This is a genomic window from Methylobacterium sp. FW102-HT35C08 (assembly GCF_058790235.1).
In genome coordinates this window covers 4,210,745-4,227,622 of sequence record NZ_JBYTCL010000002.1, presented here as the reverse complement: position 1 = coordinate 4,227,622, position 16,878 = coordinate 4,210,745, and the positions used below count along the sequence as shown (strand labels likewise).

Below are 16,878 nucleotides of genomic sequence, written 5' to 3'. Positions count from 1 at the left end.
CGCCCTTTTCTGTTTTGGGAACGCGCCGTCTTTCCGGGGCGCCGGAGGCGAGCCCGGAACCCAGAGCCGCTGTTGGCGCAGTATCTCGATGCGTCGGCGGCTCCGGATCCCGGGCTCCGCTGCGCGACCCTGGAATGATGACAGCGGGACCCGGCAGAGTTCCCCCACAATGCGGGACAATGCGCACGTCAACGGCTTAACCGGCCCTCAACCATGCCGCGCGATAAATTCTGGGCGGCCCCAGAAACACCCCGGAAACGGGGAGGATCGGGCCGGTTCGGGTGCGTGAGTGCGGGTCTGGCGTCGTGGGCACGAGACGAGGACGACGGGAATCGAGCCTGCGCTGGCTCTCGGCGGCAATGACGCCCTGGATGGTCGGCCTCGGCCTCCTGGTGTCGTTCACGGCCGATGCCGGCACGGAGAACGCCATCGGGTCGAGCCGGCTCGGCGTGATCGACGCCGGCACCGTCCCGCCGCTGCCGCCCGGCACCGTCCTGATCGGCTCCGCTCTGCGGCGCCTCTCCGACGAGCCGCCCCAGGCCGTGTTCAAGACCGGCGCGCACGTCTTCCCGGTGGTGCAGCGGGGGGGCAAGGGCAATCCGGCCCGGCCGCCGGCCGAGAGCTTTGCCCGCCGGGCCGCAGGCCTGCGGGAGACGGGCGCCGCCCTGGTGTTCGGCGACGTCACCGGCAGCGTCAGCGGCGTGCTCACCCAGGGCTCCGCAATCTGGGACCCGGAATCCGAGCCGGAAGCCACCTTCATCCCCGTGCCGGATCTCGGCCTGACCACGGGCGCTGGCAGCGCCGCCTCCACGGGCGAGGGCTCGGCCGATTTGACCGAGGACGGCGATCCCGAGCGCTTCGACGGCTCAACCCCGCCGGTGCCCCGCGCGGTCGCCCTCTCCTCGACCACGCCGGCGCCTGCGGACGCGATCCCCGTCGAGGTCGCCGCGGCGAGCCTGGCCCTGCCCGATTTCGCGATCCGCACTGAGCGTCCCGACAGCGTCCAGCCGGTCCCGGAGGACGCGCGGCGCCGCTACGCCGACCTGATCGACCCGGATTCCCTCGACAAGGAGCAGCGCTGCCTGTCGGAAGCCGTCTATTTCGAGGCCCGGAGCGAGCCGGAGGCGGGGCAGGCCGCCGTCGCCCAGGTGGTGCTGAACCGGGTGAAGAGCGGTCTTTACCCGGCGAGCGTCTGCGGCGTCGTCTACCAGAACCGGCACCACTACATGGGCTGCCAGTTCTCCTTCGCCTGCGAGGGCAAGTCCCTGCGCATCACCGATGCCGGCGCCTGGGAATCGGCCACCCGCATCGCCCGCTCGGTGATCGAGGGCCGGACCTACCTCGCCGAGGTCGGCGCCGCGACCCACTACCATGCCGACTACGTGCGGCCCGGCTGGGCGCGCCGCCTGCGCAAGATGGACGTGATCGGCCGTCACATCTTCTACCAGCTTCGGGCCGGGCAGACTTGAGGAGCCGGCCCTGTTCCGGACTTTATAAGAAAGACTGTCGTTAATAGAGAGAATCCTACCTAAGTAGGCGACGTCTAAGCAGTCGAAACCGAGGGTTAATTTTACCTTCGATTCGGATAATGCTTGCGCGCAAGGCAACGAGTCGGGCCTCTAGTACGTCGAGACGGGCGTCGCTTCCGCGTCGCTTCTCGCCAGTATCGCGTACCAGAGGACGTCCATGACCGCGTCGGTCGCTCGCACCACTCTTCTTGCCGCCGCTCTCGGCGGCCTGCTCCTCGCCGCACCCGCCCAGGCCGGCGGCTGCTACAGTTCCGAATGCTACCGCCACGTGGTCACGCCGCCGGTCTACGACACCGTGCAGGAGAACGTGCTGGTGCGTCCGCCGCGCACGGTCTACCGGACCACGCCGCCGGTCTACGACACCGTGTCCGAGCGCGTCATGGTCTCGCCGGGCGGCCGCTTCTGGCAGACCAGCCGCGGTCCCGGCGGTGAGCTGGTCGGCTGCTGGGTGACCACGCCGCCGCGCTTCGCGGTGCGCACCCGGACCGTGCTGGTGCGTCCGGCCCAGTCGATCCCCGAGACGATCCCGCCGGAATACGCCAGCGTGAGCCGCCGGGTGCTCGTGGCGCCGGCCCGCTCCGGCTGGGTGCCGGCCGGCGGCGGTTACGGCGGCGGTTACGCCCCTGCTGCCTATGCGGGTGGTCCGCTGGTCGGCTCGATCCCCGATGCGGTCGGCATCACCGGTGCCAGCTCGTCGGATATCGGCGTCGGCCTCGGATTCTCCTACGGCAGCCGCTACGAAGGCTACTGATCGCAGGCGCGGCCCGGGCGACGTGTCCGGGCCGCCTTGATTCCGGGCGTCCCGGCCACACCTCACCGCGCAACACGGGAGGTGACGATGGGGACGTTCAAGGCCTGGGTGGTCGAGAAGAACGAGGGCGGCCAGAGCCTCGCCTTCCGGGATTTCGACGATGCCGACCTGATGGACGGCGACGTCACCGTGCGGGTGACGCACTCCACCCTGAACTACAAGGATGGGCTCGCGCTCACCGGCACGTCGCCGGTGGTGCGCCGCTTCCCGATGATCCCCGGCATTGACTTCTCGGGGATCGTCGAGACCTCGGATCACCCCGCGTACAAGCCGGGCGACGCCGTCGTGCTCACCGGCTGGGGCGTCGGCGAGACCCATCTCGGTGCTTACGCGCAGCGCGCCCGGGTCAAGGGCGACTGGCTGGTGCCGCTGCCGCAAGGATTGACGCCGGAGCAGGCCATGGCGGTCGGCACCGCCGGCTACACCGCGATGCTGTGCTGCATGGCGCTCGACGCCCACGGCGTGAAGCCGGAGCACGGCCCGGTCATCGTCACCGGCGCCTCGGGCGGCGTCGGCTCGGTGGCGGTGGCGCTGCTCGCCCGGGCCGGCTGGCACGTGATCGCATCCACGGGCCGCGACGGCGAATCCGATTACCTGAAGGGGCTCGGGGCTGCCGAGATCCTCGACCGGGCGGAGCTGTCGAAGCCCGGCAAGCCGCTCGGCAAGGAGCGCTGGGCGGCGGGAGTCGACGCAGTCGGCTCCACGACGCTCGCCAACGTGCTCGCCATGACCAAGGCCGACGGAGCGGTCGCCGCCTGCGGGCTGGCGCAGGGCATGGACCTGCCGACCTCCGTGGCGCCGTTCATCCTGCGCGGCGTCTCGCTGCTCGGCATCAACAGCGTCACGACTCCGCAGCCGAAGCGCCGCGAGGCCTGGGCGCGGCTCGCCCGGGAACTCGACCTCGGCAAGCTCGCCACCATGACCAGCAAGGTTCGGCTGGACGAGGTCGGCCGGCTCGGCGCGGAGATCCTGGCCGGCAAGGTCCGAGGACGGATTGTGGTCGAGGTGGCGTAGAGGAGGCGGGCCTCACGGCTCCTTCCGGGCCTGCAGCAGATAGCTCATCGGCAGCATCCCGCTGGCCGCGAGAGACTCGCAGGCCGCCGCGCTGATGTTGTCCGGGTACTCGCGGAGCCCCTCGATCGCGAGACCCGAGCCGATCAGGGCCTCGATCACGCGGCCCAGGGGATGGGCGAACCAGTAATGGGGACCGACCCGCGGCGCCGGGCCGTCCCCGTAGACGATCGCGTCCTCGCCGACGAAGGGTGTCGCGCGGAAATACGAGTGCCTCACGAGGAGCGGCGGCTCCGCCCGCGGGTCGAACATGTTCACCACGGGGTGTTCCTCGTGGATAAGGATCCGCCCGCCCGCGCGCAGCAGGCGCGCCGGCACGGCCATGAACCGGGCGAGATCCGGCATCCAGCCGAGCACGCCGATCGTGATCACCACAAGGTCGAAGGCGCCGTCGTACCGGGCCGCGATCGCGTGCACGTCCCCCGCCACGAACGTGCAGGCGCGCCCTGCAACCGCCGCCAATTCCCGGGCGTGATCCAGGAAGGCGTCCGACTGGTCGAAGCCGACGGCCTCCCGGGCGCCCAGGTTCATGAGCGACACCGTCTCCCGACCGTTGTTGCAGCAGAGATGGGCGACCGCGCGCTCACCGAGGCCGATCGCCCGCAGAGCCGCCTCCATGGGCGGGTCGAACCAGGAAAAGCCGGGATCGCGCGCGAATTGCTGCTTCAGGCGCTCCCAGGACGGGGCGTCGCGATGAAGCGGGGCGGAGGCGTCCCAGGCTCGGCGGTTGGCCGCGATGGCGTCGGCCGGGGAGGGGGAGGACATCGGCTGCTCCGGGTGATTCCCGGCCTATCGTACGGCTCCGACCCCGGACCCTGCCAGGCGAGACGCAGAGGCTTGTCCGATGGCCGGGACGATCGTTTTCTCGCTCGCTCCGTGGACCTATGGCCGGAGCTGACGGCAGGCGTGGGACGGCAGGGTTCGCGGCCTGGTTGGAACCTTTGCTGTACCTGACAGGTTACCGTTTTTATGAGCGTCGCATTTGTCAAAGAGCCCGAGGGCGGGGAAGCGTTCGAGAATCTGCCGGATCGGCCGATCTCGCCCCATACCAACTTCGTCACCCCGGAAGGCCTCGCGCAGATCGAGGCCGAGGTCGCGCGCTTAGAGAAGGAAGTCGCCTCCCTGGACCCCACCGACAAGGCTGAGGATTCCCGGATTGGGCGCGACCTGCGCTACTGGGCGGCGCGCAAGAACACCGCACAGCTCGTCGAGCCCATTGGCGGCGACACCGTCCATTTTGGCGCCACCGTCACGGTCGTACGCGAGGACGATTCCGGCAAGGAGAGCCGGCAGACCTTCCGGATCGTCGGCGAGGACGAGGCCGACCCGCACAAGGGATCGATCTCCTACGTGGCGCCGCTCGCCCGGGCGATCACCGGCAAGGCCGTCGGCGACGTGGTCGAGGTGAACGGCCACGAGGTCGAGGTCGTCGAGATCCGCTGAGCCGGATCACCGGCCCTCGAAACGCGCCCGCAGGGGAAGCATCGCTTCGGCGAAATGCTCCATGAAAGCCCGGACCCGCGCCGCGTGGCGCAGGTCGGGATGCGTCAGCACCCAGAGATCGGCTCCGAGTTCCGGATAGGGGCCGGACAGGCGGCGCAGGGCCGGGTTGGCGTCGGCCACGAAGCAGGGCAGCGGACCGATCCCGAGGCCGGCCGAGACCGCCGCGTCGAGACCTGTCACCGTGTTGAGCTGCAGCCGGATCCGGTCGGCCGGAGCGCGGGCCGCGACGAACCGCAAGAACGAGCCATTCGCCACCCCGGGACCCGGGCAGACCCAGGCCTCCTGGGACAGGTCGCCATACTCCCGGTCGGCCCGGCCGTAGAGCCCCCAGGCCGTGGCGGCCAGGCGACGCCCGACCAGGGTCTCGCTCGGCTCCCGGCTTACCCGGATCGCCACATCGGCGTCCCGGCGCGACAGGTTGAGCGCCTCCTCGGTGAGGAGCAGGTCGATCCGGATCTCCGGGTAGCGTGCGCTGAAAGCGGCCAGGACCGGCATGAGCAGATCGGCTGCGAAGCCGGCGGGCGCGGTCACGCGCAACTCCCCCGACGGCGTCTCGCCGCGGCCCGCCATCGCGCGGGCGAACTGCGTGACGTCGGTCTCGATCCGGGCGGCCGCCGCGATCATCGCTTGACCCGCCGGAGTCGGGACGTAGCCGGTGCGCAGGCGCTCGAACAGCCGCGCGTCGAGCTTCGCCTCCACCGCCGCGAGCCGCCTGAACGCCGTCGAGTGGTTGATCCCGAGCTGCGCGGCCGCCGCCGTCAGGCCGCCGTGATCCGCCACGGACTTCACAAACCGAAATTCATCCCAATCCAGCGACACGTTCTGACCCTTGCGTCGATGCAAGACCACTCTTGCGCCGCAGGGCATTTTTGCAAAGCGTGAAACGCGCCATGGAGGGGCACCGCACCGGCGAACGATTCGCCGGGCTGTTCGAGACACAGGATGGGAGACCACCGCATGGCCAAGGTTCTGGTGCTGTACTACTCGACCTACGGGCACGTGGAGCAGATGGCCTACGCCGTCGCCGAGGGTGCGCGCGAGACCGGGGCCGAGGTCGTAGTGAAGCGGGTGCCCGAGCTCGTGCCCGAGGAGGTCGCCCGGCAGAACCACTTCAAGCTCGATCAGGCCGCGCCAATCGCCACCGTGGCCGAGCTAGCCGATTACGACGCCATCATCTTCGGCACGCCGACCCGCTACGGCAACATGGCCTCGCAGATGAAGCAGTTCATCGACCAGACCGGCGGACTGTGGATGAAGGGCGCGCTGGTCGGCAAGGTCGGCTCGGTCTTCACCTCGACCGCCTCGCAGCACGGCGGCCAGGAGACCACCCTGACGAGCTTCCACACGGTGCTGTTCCACCACGGCATGGTGGTGGTCGGCCTGCCCTACAGCTTCCAGGGCCAGGCTGGCGTCGAGGCCGTCAAGGGCAACACGCCCTACGGCGCCAGCACGATCGCGGACGGCGACGGCTCCCGCCAGCCCAGCGCCGTGGAACTGGAGGGCGCCCGCTTCCAGGGCCGCCACGTCGCCGGGATCGCCGCCAAGCTGGCCTGAGAGAAGCCCAAGAAAAAAGGCTCGGATTGCTCCGAGCCTGGAAGGGAAAAGGCCATTTGGGGGCTGAGAAGGCCTTCGTGATCAATAAACGGATGGCGGCGATGTCTGTTCCGTCGCCACCGAAAAAATCTCTGCTCTCAGCGCGGCGCGGCGGCCCGGGCGAGGCGGTCACCGATAGCCTCGCCCAATCCTTCGGCGGGGATCGGCACCACCGCGATCGTGTCGGCGCCGCTTGCGTCGAGATCGCGCAAGGCGCCGAACAGCCGCGCCGCCGCCTGGGCGAGATCGCCCGACGGACTGAGGTTGAGCGCGGCGCGTGCCCGCTCGTGACCCGCCGGGCGTGCCGATCCGAACAGCAGCACCGCCTCGTCCGGCTCGATCTGTGCCGCGTTCAGGCGGACCCGCGCGCGGGGCGCGTAGTGCGAGGCGAGCATGCCGGGGCCGGACGGGCGGTCGGCATCCGCCGATTCGGGCACGGCCGGTTCAAGGCCGAGGACGTCGCGCAGGGCCGCGCGGGTGATCCCGCCGGGCCGCAGCAGCCGCGGCGTCCCGCCGAGACACGCCACCACGGTCGATTCGACGCCGACCTGCGTTTCGCCGCCATCGAGCACGGCGCCGATCCGGCCCGCGAGATCCGAAAGGACGTGGTCCGCCCGGGTCGGGCTGACCCGTCCGGACCGGTTCGCCGAGGGCGCCGCGACCGGGCGGCCGACGCCGGCCAGCAGGGCCTGGGCAAGCGGATGGGCCGGAACCCGCAGGGCGACGCTCGGCAGGCCGGCGCGGGCGAGATCGGAGATTTGAGTCTTCGGGTGAGCCGGTACCACCAGGGTCAGTGGACCCGGCCAGAAGGCCTCCGCGAGGCGGAGCGCGTGCGCGTCGAAGTCACCTTCCGCGAAGGCGGCTTCCGCCTCCGGCAGGTGGGAGATCAGCGGGTTGAAGCGCGGCCGGTCCTTGGCGGCGAAGATCCGCGTCACTGCATCGGCGTCGGTGGCGTCCGCCCCGAGCCCGTAGACGGTCTCGGTGGGGAAGGCCACGAGGCCGCCAGCCCGCAGGAGCGCGGCGGCCTCGGCGAGGCCGGACGCGTCCGGGCCGAGCCGCCGGGTCGCGGCCGGGACCGTTGACCCGGGATCGTTCATGCGAAAAGCCGTTCCCAAGATGATGGCGGCGCGCGGCGCGTGCGCCTATTCTCGGGCCGCCGTAGCCCCGGTTCGCGGGCGCGGTCAAACCCGCCCCGGGGGCAACGAACGGGCGGGCCGCGCCAAGGGAGGATCGTATGAGTTACCGCGCCCCGGTCCCCGAGATGCTGTTCACCCTCCGGCACGTGGTCGGGCTCGACGCGGTCGACCCCGACGATGCCGAGGCGATCCTGACCGAGGCCGGGCGGATCGCCGCTGGGGTGATCGCGCCGCTGAACCGGGTCGGCGACCGGCACGGCACCCCGTTCGCGGACGGGCGCGTCACCACCCCGCCCGGCTGGCGGGAGGCGTACCGCACCTTCACGGAAGGCGGCTGGAACGGGCTCTCGGCGGAGGCCGACCACGGCGGGCAGGGCCTGCCGAAGCTGATTGAGGCCGCCTGCACGGAGATGTGGAACGGCGCCAACCTCGCCTTCGGGCTCTGCCCGCTCCTGACCCAGGGCGGCATCGAGGCTCTGGCGGCCCACGGCTCGGAGGACCTGAAGGCGCGCTATCTCGAGAAGCTCGTCTCGGGCGAGTGGCCCGCCACCATGAATCTCACCGAGCCGCAGGCGGGCTCCGACCTGGCGCTGCTGCGGACCCGGGCCGTCCCGGTAGGCGACGGCACGTACCGGATCACCGGCAACAAGATCTACATCACGTACGGCGAGCACGACCTCGCCGAGAACATCGTACACCTCGTGCTGGCCCGGCTGCCGGACGCGCCGGCGGGCACGCGGGGCATCTCGCTGTTCCTCGTGCCGAAGGTGCTGCCGGATGGCACCCGCAACGACCTGCGCTGCTCCGGCATCGAGCACAAGCTCGGCATCCACGCCTCGCCGACCTGCTCCATGGCGTTCGGCGACGATGGCGGCGCCACCGGCTGGCTGATCGGGCAGGAGAACAAGGGGCTGGCCTGCATGTTCACGATGATGAACGCGGCCCGGCTCAATGTCGGCCTGCAGGGCGTCGGCGTGGCCGAGGCCGCGACGCAGCGGGCGATCGCCTACGCGCAGGAGCGCCGGCAGGGACGGGCGATCGGCGCCGCCGAGGCGACGAGCCCGATCGCCGCGCATCCGGACGTGCAGCGGATGCTGCTCACCATGAAGGCCTCCACGGCCGCCGCCCGCGCGATCTGCTATCTCACCGCGGCTGCCCTCGACGCGTCCAAGGGGCCGGAGGGGCAGCCCGCTCTGGACCGCGCCTCCCTGCTGACGCCGGTGGCGAAGGCGTTCGCGACGGATCTTGCCAACGAGGTCACCTCGCTCGGCGTGCAGGTCCACGGCGGCATGGGCTTCGTGGAGGAGACCGGGGCGGCGCAGCTCATGCGGGATGCCCGCATCCTCGGCATCTACGAGGGCACCAACGGCATCCAGGCCATCGACCTCACCGCCCGCAAGCTGCCGCTCAACGGCGGCGCCACGGCCCGGTCGCAGATCGCCTGGATGCGCAAGGCGGCGGAGGGGCTGCTCAAGGCCGGCGATCCCGCCTTCGGCCAGATGGCGGCGCGGCTGCGGGACGGGATCGGCAGCCTCGACCGGGCGACGAGCCACCAGCTCGCGGCGCTGAGCTCCAACCGTCCGGAGACGGCGCTCGCCGGCGCGACGCCGTATCTGCGCCTGTTCGGCCTGGTTCTCGGCGGCGCCTGCCTCGCCCGGAGCGCGCTCGCCGCCAGCGCCGCCCTGAAGACCGGCGAGACCGATCCGGCCCATGCCGGCCGCATCGCCCTCGCGCGCTTCTATGCCGAGAACCTGCTGACCGCGGCCGAGGGCCTGGAGCAGAGTGTCGTGGCGGGCAGCGCCTTCACGGACGATGCCGCGCTGGCGCTGGCGGTTTGAGGGGAGCGGATCATGGCCGATACCGTCGCGATCGACGATCTCCAGGGCGGCGTCCGCCTGATCACCCTGAACCGTCCGGAGAAGAAGAACGCGCTGACCGGCGCGATGTACGACGCCATGCGGGAGGCGCTGGCCGAGGCCGACGCCTCGGACCAGGTCGGTGCCGTGGTCTTCGCCGGACAGCCCGGCATGTTCAGCGCCGGCAACGACCTCGCCGACTTTATGGGGCAGTCTTCCGGGGACAAGGCCGGGGACGGGTTCACTGCCTCGCCGGCCCTGACCTTCATCCGCCAGCTCGCCCGCACCCGCACCCCGATGGTGGCGGCGGTCGATGGGATCGCGGTGGGGATCGGCGCGACGCTCTGCCTGCACTGCGACCTCGTCTACGCGAGCCCGGCGGCGCGGCTGCGCATGCCGTTCGTGGAACTCGGCCTCGTGCCGGAGGCGGCCTCGAGCTACCTGCTGCCCCTGCGGGTCGGACGGCTCCGGGCCACCGAGCTGCTGCTTCTGTCCCGTCCCCTCGACGCGGACGAGGCGCAGGCGCTCGGCCTCGTCAACGCGGTGCTGCCGGCCGACATGCTGGTCGAGCAGGCGATCGCGCAGGCCACGCGCCTCGCCGCCCTGCCGCGCGGGGCGCTGGCGGCCTCCCGCGCCCTGATCCGGGGCGACCAGGCGCAGGTCGAGGCCGCCCTGGAGGCGGAAGCCAAGGCCTTCGACGCGCAGTTGCGCTCGCCCGAATCCCAGGAGCGGCTCGCCGCCTTCCTGTCGCGGTCGAAGCCCGCGTCCTCGGCGTGAGCGCGCCGGACCTCTCCCAGAAGATCTGTCTCGTGGCGGGTGCCTCGCGGGGCGTCGGCCGGGGCCTCGCCCGGGCTCTCGGAGAGGCGGGGGCCACCGTGATCGTCACCGCCCGGTCCAGCGAGACCGGCGCACGGACCGAGATGCGGCCCGAATCGATCGAGGACACGGCCCGGATGGTCGATGCCGCCGGCGGCCGCGGGCATCATTACATCTGCGATCACCGCTCCGAGCGCGCCACCGACACCCTGGTCCACTGGGTGCTGCGCCGCTTCGGCCGGATCGACGTCGCGGCCTGCAGCGTCTGGGGCGGGAACGAGGGCTACGACGGCGAGCGCTACCCGGATGGCGCCGACTGGGGCACGCCGTTCTGGCGCCGCTCGGCCGAGCCCTATCTCGGCTTCCTGGAAGCCGGTCCGCTGCCGGCGCTGCTGCTCGCACGTGCGGTCGCGCCCGCCATGGTGGCGGCGCGTTCCGGGCTGATCGCGCTGGTCTCCTTCGGGACCGAGGATTACCTCGGCGACGTCTTCTACGATTCCGCCAAGGCCGCCACCAACCGGCTCGCCCTGGCCTTCGCCCGGGAACTCGCGCCGCACGGCGTGACCGCGCTCGGCCTCTCGCCGGGCTTCGTCGCCACCGAGCGGGCGCGCGATCTCGGGCAGGATGGGCTCGCCACCGAAGGGCCACTCTACGCCGGCCGGGCGCTCGCCGCTCTTGCGGCCGACCCGGACATCGCGGCCCGGGCCGGCGCGGTGCTGCATGCCGGCGACCTTGCCCGAATCTACGGCTTCACCGATGCGGACGGCGCGCAGCCGGAGCGGTTCCGGATCGCGCCCTGACGGCTCCCGGATCTTGCCGAAGCCGCGATGTGTCGCGCAAAGGGCGCAGCGTCCGGGTAATCGGATCGCCGACCCGGCGGCGGGGCTCGGCAGGGTTGCTTTGCGGCGTCCGGGCGGGCGTCTTGGCGCAATCGGCGCTCCGATTGCTGCGGGAGCGAAAAACGGCCTTAATTCGCCCGCAGGTCAGGGGTCGATCCTGCGTCCGCATCGATCTCTGATCGGAGTTGGGCCGCGCGTATGAACGAGGAAACTGGCATGTCGGAAGCGAACACGGCGCCGCGCGTGCTGATGGTGTTCCCGAAGTTCTACGAAAACTCGATGTGGAACTTCAAAGAGGCCATGGAGCTGCAGGGCGCCCGCGCGCCCGCGCCGCCTCTGGGCCTGATCACGCTCGCCGCGATGCTGCCGCCGGCTTGGCAGGTGACGCTCGTCAACCGCAACTGCGAGGAGCTGACGGACGCGCAGATCCAGGCGGCTGACCTCGTGATGACCGGCGGCATGCTGCCCCAGGAGCCGGACTGCCTCGTGGTCATCGACCGCTGCGTGGCGCTCGGAACCCCGGTCTGCGTCGGCGGCCCCGCGCCGACCTCGACGCCGGAAGTCTACGACAAGGCGGATTTCCTGGTGCTGGGCGAGGCCGAGGGCATCCTCGACAAGTTCGTGGCCGCCTGGGAGGCGGGCGAGCGCCGCGGCCGGCTCACGGCCGAGAAGTTCAAGGCCGACGTCACCAAGAGCCCGATCCCGCGCTTCGACCTGCTGACCTTCAGCCACTACCTCTATATCGGCGTCCAGTTTTCCCGCGGCTGCCCGTTCACCTGCGAGTTCTGCGACATCATCGAGCTCTACGGCCGCGCCCCGCGGACCAAAACCACGCCGCAGATGCTGGCCGAGCTCGACCGGCTCTACGGCCTCGGCTATCGCGGCCATGTCGACTTCGTCGACGACAACCTGATCGGCAACAAGAAGGCGATCAAGCTGTTCCTGCCCCACCTGATCAAGTGGCAGGAGGAACACGGCTACCCGTTCAAGTTCTCCACCGAGGCCTCGCTCAACCTCGCGGACGACGACGAACTGCTCGGGATGATGCGGGACGCGAACTTCTTCGCCCTGTTCACCGGGATCGAGACGCCCGACGAGGCGACTCTGATCCAGACGCAGAAGAAGCAGAACACCAAGCGCTCGATCGCCGACAGCGTACACAAGCTCTACGAGCACGGCATGTTCGTCACGGCCGGCTTCATCGTCGGCTTCGACACCGAGAAGGACAGCATCAACACGGCGATGTCGCTGTGCATCAGCCAGACCGGCATTCCGATCGCCATGGTCGGCCTGCTGTTCGCGCTGCCGAACACGCAGCTCTCGCGCCGCCTGCGCAAGGAGGGCCGCCTCTACGAGAACTACGCGGCGACCACGGCCGACCAGGGCGACCAGTGCACGCAGGGCATCAACTTCGTGACCCTGCGCCCGCAGCGCGACGTGCTGGCCGATTACCGCGATGTCCTCCAGGAGATCTACGACCCGCCGAACTTCTTCGACCGCGTGCGCGTGGTCGCGCGGCAGGTGAAGCGGCCTAAATTCGCCGCGCAGAAGCTCAACTGGCGCCACATCGCCCACGATCTCTATTCGCTGCTGCGCGTGTGCTGGCGGATGACCGTGCGGCGTCCGGAACTCGCCAAGCACTTCTGGAGCGTGTTCCTGGAGACCGCCCGCCGCAACCCGGCCGCCCTGGAGGCGGTGGTCACCAACATGGTGATCTACCTGCACGTCTACCCGTTCTCGCGCTACGTCATCCGCGAGATCAACGGTCGGATCGCCGACCTCGATGCCGGCCGCTGGGTGCAGCCGCCGGTCCTGGCGCCCGAGGCCGAGACCTGCAAGGCGCCGCCGGTCGGCAAGGTGGTGGCCAAGGCCGAGGTCAAGCACCTTGCGGCGGTGGCCTGACGGGTCGTCGCTGCGTATCCTCCCTTCCGCGCCCTCATCCTGAGGTGCCGGAGCGCAGCGGAGGCCTCGAAGGAGACCTCCAGAGGCCGCCGCGATCCCTGGAGCCCTTCTTCGAGGCCGCTGACGCGGCACCTCAGGATGAGGGAGGTGCGTCGGATCTGATGCCACCGCGCTTGCAGGCTTGGCCGATCGACCTTAGCTGAGCCCCCGCGAGGCCACGTCCTCCCCCCGCAGGCGGGGTACAAGTCCGGGACGGCCCGGCCCTTTCAGGAGGGCCGCATGGCCTGGATCTATCTCGTCACCGCGGGCGTGCTGGAGGTCGTCTGGGCCTTCGCGATGAAGCAGTCCGACGGCTTCACGCGCCTCTGGCCGACCGCGATCATGGCCGTGTCGATGGCCGGCAGCGTCGGCTTCCTGGCGCTGGCCATGCGCACGCTGCCCCTCGGAACCGCCTACACGATCTGGACCGGCATCGGCGCGGTCGGCGCGTTCCTGGTCGGCATCGCCGTTCTCGGGGAACAGGCGAGCGCCAGCCGGATCCTCGCCGCCGGCCTGATCGGCTCCGGGCTCGTCCTGATGAAGCTGTCGAGCCCGGGCTGAGCCTCAGGCGGCGCGCACCGTCTGCAGGAACGCGTCGATCTCCCGGCGCAGCTCGGCGGATTGCTCCGAGAGGCTCGCCGCCGAGGCGAGCATCCGCGTCGCGGCGGAGCCCGTGTCATCGGCCGCCCGCGCGACCTCGTCGATCGTGCCGGTGACGGCACCGGTCCCGGATGCAGCTTCGGCGACGTTGCGGGCGATCTCCCGGGTCGCTGCGCCCTGCTGCTCCACGGCCGCCGCGATCGAGGTCGCCACGCTGTCGATCTCGCGGATGCGCGTCGCGATGTCGTCGATCGCGCCCACGGTCTGGCCCGTCGCGCCCTGGATGCGGCCGACCTGACCGGCGATCTCCTCTGTGGCGCGGGCGGTCTGAGCCGCGAGCTGCTTCACCTCGCTGGCGACCACCGCGAAGCCGCGGCCCGCCTCGCCCGCCCGGGCGGCCTCGATCGTGGCGTTGAGGGCCAGCAGGTTGGTCTGCCCGGCAATGTCGGTGATGAGGCGCACGACGTCGCCGATCCGGCCCGCGGCGGAGCTCAGCTCCTGCACGAGGCCGGCCGTCTCGCCCGCCTGCACCACCGCGCCCCGGGCAAGCTCGGCCGAGCCGTCCACCTGCCGGCCGATCTCCAGGACCGAGGCCCCGAGTTCCTCCGCGGCCGCCGCGACCGTGCCGACATGCATGGCGGCCTCCTGCGCCGCACCCGCCACGGTCGCCGAGCGCTCGGCGGTGTGGGTGGCGGTGCTGGTCATGGCCTCGGCCTCCGCCCGCAGGCCGAGGGCAGCGTCCGAAACCCGCGCCAGCACGCCGCCGACCGCCGCCTCGAAGGACTCGGCCATGGCGTGGACGGCGCGCCGGCGCTGCGCCTCGGCGCCTTCCCGCGCCACGGCGGTCTCGCGCTCCAGGGCGCGGGTGTGGATCAGGTTGTCCTTGAACACCTGCACGGCCGCCGCCATCGCGCCGATCTCGTCGCCGCGCCCCGTATGGGGGACCGGTACGGTCTCGTCGCCCTGGGCGAGCCGGCCCATCGCAGCGGTCATGCGCTCGATCGGGCGCGCAATCCCAAACAGGGCGAACAGCATCGCGGCCGCCGCGACCGCGAGGCCCACCACGGTGGCGGCCATCGCGATGAGCTTGGCGCGCGTCGCCGCCTCCACGGTCTCGGCGACGTTGGCTTCCGTCAACGCCCGGGCCGAGGCGATCGATTCCGTCAGGCTCGCCACCGCCGCATCGTTCTGCGTCGCCGTCGCAGGGTCCAGCACCAGCCCGAGGGCGCCGGGTTGATCGCCCGCGATCATCAGCTCGACCACTTGGAGCTGGATGTTCTGGTAGGCGTTCCAGGCCGTCGTGAAGCGCTCGTAGATCTCACGATCCCGCGGGCTGCTCAGGCGGTCCTGATAGGCCTGCCGCAGGCCGGAGAGTTCGGCCAGGGTGTCGGTGAGCGCGGTCTGATTCTTGTCCAGGGCCGCCGGGTCGGGGGAGGCGACCGCGAGCCGGTAGAGGCGCAGCCGCGCCTCCCGCACGGCCGTCCCGATGGCCTCGGCCTGGTTCTGCGCGGGCAGGGCCTGCTGGGAGACCGCGTTGGCGTTCCGCTCGATCTCCGACAGGGTCACGACGCTGGCGATCCCCTGGCCGACGGCGGCAAGGGCGAGGAGGCCGATCGCACCGGCGAGGACCGTCTTGAGAGAGAGTCGCATGGGAGGTTCCGTCCTCGCGGCCGAGCCGCGCCTACAGGCTCCGACATGCTTCCACAGAGGTCTTAATATTTTATCGGCGCTGTATCAGCATTTGGGGCTACAGCCACTTCTTCCAGCGAAAGAAAACGTATGGAAATACGGCAGCGACCACCATCATGATCAACGCCATCGGGTATCCGAACGAGAGATCTAGTTCCGGTATGGATTTAAAGTTCATGCCGTAGATCGACGCGATCAGCGTCGGGGGCATGAAGACCACGGCCATGACCGAGAACAGCTTGATGATGTTGTTCTGCTCAAGGTTGACGAGGCCGAGGGTTGCATCGAGCAAGAATTGAATTTTCGTGGAGAGGAAGGTCGCGTGCTCCTCCAGGGATTGAAGATCCCGCAGGGTCGAACGGACATCCTCCCGCAGATCACGCGGGGCCTTGTTGGTCCGATAGGTCGCCGACAGCGAGAGCAGGATCCGCTCCATGGAGACGAGGCTCTCGCGCTGCTTCGAGATCAGGTCACCGTGCCGACCCAGCGCCCGCAACGTGTCCTGCAGGGCGGTGTTGCGGGCGGAGGGGTCCTCCTGCACCTCGAAGATCTTGCCGGACAGGCGGTCGATGCGCTCGCCCTGAAGCTGGAGCACGTCGGCGGCCCGGTCGATCACCGCCTCGATCAGGCCCGCGAGAATCGCCTCGCCGGAGGCCGCGGAGGCGCTGCCGTTGCCCATCGAGCGTCCGGCGCGCTGCGTGTACATGCGGAAGGCCTGCGGCTCCTCGTGGCGCACGGTCACGAGCCGGTTGCCGCGCAGGATGAAGGTGATGCCGGCGAGCCCCGGCTCCTCGGCGTCGCTCACCTTCGAGAGCACGCGCCCGGTCATGTAGCGGGCGCCGTCCTCGACGTAGAGCAGCTCGGAGGGCTCGATGTCCTTCATCTCCTCGCGGGTGGGCACCTCGATCCCCGCGAAGGCCTCCACCTTCAGCTCCTCCTCGCGGCTCGGTCGGATCAGGTCGAGCCAGATGGTGTCTTCGGGGATCGTGTCCTGAAGGTCGATGATCCGGCGCTCGAGCAGCGTGGCTCCGGCGCCGACGGCAGGCTGGTGGATGAAGATCACGAACGGGTCTCGGATGCGGAACGGTCACGGAGCGACGCTGGCTCAGCCCGCATCCGGCACGCCGAGTCCCGACGCAAGCTGTGCGGCGGATGTGGCGGTGTTTTCTGACGCTTCCGTGACATCGCCGTCCGCCTCGCAGGGGCGGCGCGGCCTCAGTTGCAGCCGTCGCAGATGCTGTCGTCGATCTTGTCGGTCAGCGCCCGCTCGCGCCGCTGCTCCCTGCGCGACGGAATCTCGCCAGGGCCGAGCGACGTGCCCGGCGGCTTGGTCACGCCGAGGCTGTTGGTGTTCGGCGCCGTGATGGTCGAGGCCGGTCCGCCGCCGGTCCCGGTTTGGTCGGGCGCGACGGTCTGTGCCGCCAGCGGCGCGGCGCAGGCGAGGCTCAGCGCAGCCAGCGCGAGCGGGCGAAGTAAGCCGCGAGCCATGGGACC

General features: G+C 70.6%; 16 protein-coding genes. 10 read left to right on the top strand and 6 right to left on the bottom strand.

Translation table 11 applies throughout. The features are described from left to right. Positions 1–371: 371 nt before the first annotated feature. From AC3WSN_RS20120 to acuI, 3 genes are all read left to right on the top strand, one after another. The gene (locus AC3WSN_RS20120; protein WP_192710231.1) at positions 372–1,469 is read left to right on the top strand and encodes a cell wall hydrolase; all 1,098 of its coding nucleotides are present in this window, start codon (positions 372–374) and stop codon (positions 1,467–1,469) included. 217 nt (positions 1,470–1,686) lie between these two features. Beyond that, on the top strand, positions 1,687–2,280 hold the full coding sequence (locus AC3WSN_RS20115; protein WP_192710158.1) for a hypothetical protein: 594 nt from the start codon (positions 1,687–1,689) through the stop codon (positions 2,278–2,280). 87 nt (positions 2,281–2,367) lie between these two features. After that, a complete protein-coding gene (gene acuI / locus AC3WSN_RS20110; RefSeq protein ID WP_492540298.1) occupies positions 2,368–3,354 on the top strand; it encodes an acrylyl-CoA reductase (NADPH) in 987 nt (328 codons plus the stop codon). Between the two features lie 12 nt (positions 3,355–3,366). Here the strand turns inward: acuI and AC3WSN_RS20105 are convergent, their stop codons facing one another. After that, complete coding sequence (locus tag AC3WSN_RS20105) at positions 3,367–4,176, bottom strand: class I SAM-dependent methyltransferase (protein ID WP_492540296.1); 810 nt, start codon at positions 4,174–4,176, stop codon at positions 3,367–3,369. Between the two features lie 204 nt (positions 4,177–4,380). Between AC3WSN_RS20105 and greA the strand changes: the two genes are divergently transcribed. After that, entirely contained in the window at positions 4,381–4,854 is a 474-nt protein-coding gene (gene greA, locus AC3WSN_RS20100) for a transcription elongation factor GreA (RefSeq protein WP_492540294.1), read from the top strand. 6 nt (positions 4,855–4,860) lie between these two features. On the opposite strand, the gene AC3WSN_RS20095 is transcribed toward greA, so the two are convergent. After that, the gene (locus AC3WSN_RS20095; RefSeq protein WP_492543187.1) at positions 4,861–5,733 is read right to left on the bottom strand and encodes a LysR family transcriptional regulator; all 873 of its coding nucleotides are present in this window, start codon (positions 5,731–5,733) and stop codon (positions 4,861–4,863) included. A gap of 138 nt (positions 5,734–5,871) precedes the next feature. On the opposite strand from AC3WSN_RS20095, the gene wrbA reads away from it, so the two are divergent. Next, positions 5,872–6,468, top strand: coding sequence for an NAD(P)H:quinone oxidoreductase (gene wrbA / locus AC3WSN_RS20090; protein WP_238197640.1), 597 nt, complete (start codon positions 5,872–5,874; stop codon positions 6,466–6,468). Between the two features lie 137 nt (positions 6,469–6,605). Here the strand turns inward: wrbA and AC3WSN_RS20085 are convergent, their stop codons facing one another. Next, the gene (locus AC3WSN_RS20085) at positions 6,606–7,604 is read right to left on the bottom strand and encodes an L-threonylcarbamoyladenylate synthase (RefSeq protein WP_492540292.1); all 999 of its coding nucleotides are present in this window, start codon (positions 7,602–7,604) and stop codon (positions 6,606–6,608) included. Between the two features lie 137 nt (positions 7,605–7,741). Between AC3WSN_RS20085 and AC3WSN_RS20080 the strand changes: the two genes are divergently transcribed. From AC3WSN_RS20080 to AC3WSN_RS20060, 5 genes are all read left to right on the top strand, one after another. Next, the gene (locus AC3WSN_RS20080) at positions 7,742–9,481 is read left to right on the top strand and encodes an acyl-CoA dehydrogenase family protein (RefSeq protein ID WP_492540290.1); all 1,740 of its coding nucleotides are present in this window, start codon (positions 7,742–7,744) and stop codon (positions 9,479–9,481) included. Positions 9,482–9,493: 12 nt separating this feature from the next. Further along, positions 9,494–10,276, top strand: coding sequence for an enoyl-CoA hydratase-related protein (locus tag AC3WSN_RS20075; protein WP_492540288.1), 783 nt, complete (start codon positions 9,494–9,496; stop codon positions 10,274–10,276). Positions 10,277–10,308: 32 nt separating this feature from the next. After that, entirely contained in the window at positions 10,309–11,115 is an 807-nt protein-coding gene (locus AC3WSN_RS20070) for an SDR family NAD(P)-dependent oxidoreductase (protein ID WP_492543185.1), read from the top strand. Positions 11,116–11,370: 255 nt separating this feature from the next. Continuing rightward, positions 11,371–13,056, top strand: a complete 1,686-nt coding sequence (locus AC3WSN_RS20065) for a B12-binding domain-containing radical SAM protein (RefSeq protein ID WP_492540286.1) — start codon at positions 11,371–11,373, stop codon at positions 13,054–13,056. A gap of 279 nt (positions 13,057–13,335) precedes the next feature. Further along, positions 13,336–13,656: a DMT family transporter gene (locus tag AC3WSN_RS20060; RefSeq protein WP_492540284.1), complete on the top strand. Its 321-nt coding sequence runs from the start codon at positions 13,336–13,338 to the stop codon at positions 13,654–13,656. A gap of 3 nt (positions 13,657–13,659) precedes the next feature. Here the strand turns inward: AC3WSN_RS20060 and AC3WSN_RS20055 are convergent, their stop codons facing one another. The 3 genes from AC3WSN_RS20055 to AC3WSN_RS20045 form a co-directional block, all read right to left on the bottom strand. Then, complete coding sequence (locus AC3WSN_RS20055) at positions 13,660–15,345, bottom strand: methyl-accepting chemotaxis protein (protein WP_492540282.1); 1,686 nt, start codon at positions 15,343–15,345, stop codon at positions 13,660–13,662. A gap of 97 nt (positions 15,346–15,442) precedes the next feature. Next, complete coding sequence (locus AC3WSN_RS20050; protein WP_192710147.1) at positions 15,443–16,447, bottom strand: magnesium transporter CorA family protein; 1,005 nt, start codon at positions 16,445–16,447, stop codon at positions 15,443–15,445. Positions 16,448–16,599: 152 nt separating this feature from the next. Continuing rightward, positions 16,600–16,872, bottom strand: a complete 273-nt coding sequence (locus tag AC3WSN_RS20045; RefSeq protein ID WP_192710146.1) for a hypothetical protein — start codon at positions 16,870–16,872, stop codon at positions 16,600–16,602. Between the last annotated feature and the right edge of the window lie 6 nt (positions 16,873–16,878).